This is a genomic window from Acinetobacter lactucae, assembly GCF_013344765.1.
Classification (GTDB): domain Bacteria; phylum Pseudomonadota; class Gammaproteobacteria; order Pseudomonadales; family Moraxellaceae; genus Acinetobacter; species Acinetobacter lactucae_A.
This window is the reverse complement of record NZ_JABVBF010000448.1, coordinates 1-393: the sequence shown is the minus strand read 5'-3', so window position 1 is coordinate 393 and position 393 is coordinate 1. Positions and strand designations below refer to the sequence as shown.

At 28.8% G+C, this 393-nt stretch carries 1 pseudogene; it reads right to left on the bottom strand.

Features of this window, described 5'->3' with window-relative positions:
- A pseudogene (locus tag HUN22_RS17790) lies at positions 1-393 on the bottom strand (O-antigen ligase family protein); the annotation flags it as partial.

Genomic DNA, 393 nt, shown 5'->3' with positions numbered 1-393 from the left:
AGAGTTAAATTGCCAATCAAACCATTGTTTATATAAAATAAAATTAGCGATAGAGACACAAATAAATAAACAAGGAATAAATGCTGAAACGACGATTAATGCTAGGCTATGTTCTATATTTTTTATATTCCTTAACTCACATGTCAAAGCAGAAAATATAAATAATAATGTTATCGCAGACCAAAGCTCTTGAAACTGAAAAACACTATAAGTTGTTATCTGTATAGCAGTTAATACACCAATTAGAAAAAAAATAGTTTGAGTGAAAATTGAATATTCTATTTTTTTTTTGAAGATTAAGATTAATAAAGCGCACAGTACTAACGGAAAGTGCAATAGGCGAAGCTCATCGTATTGAAAAACTGACCAGCCAATTTGATAACCTAATAAAGC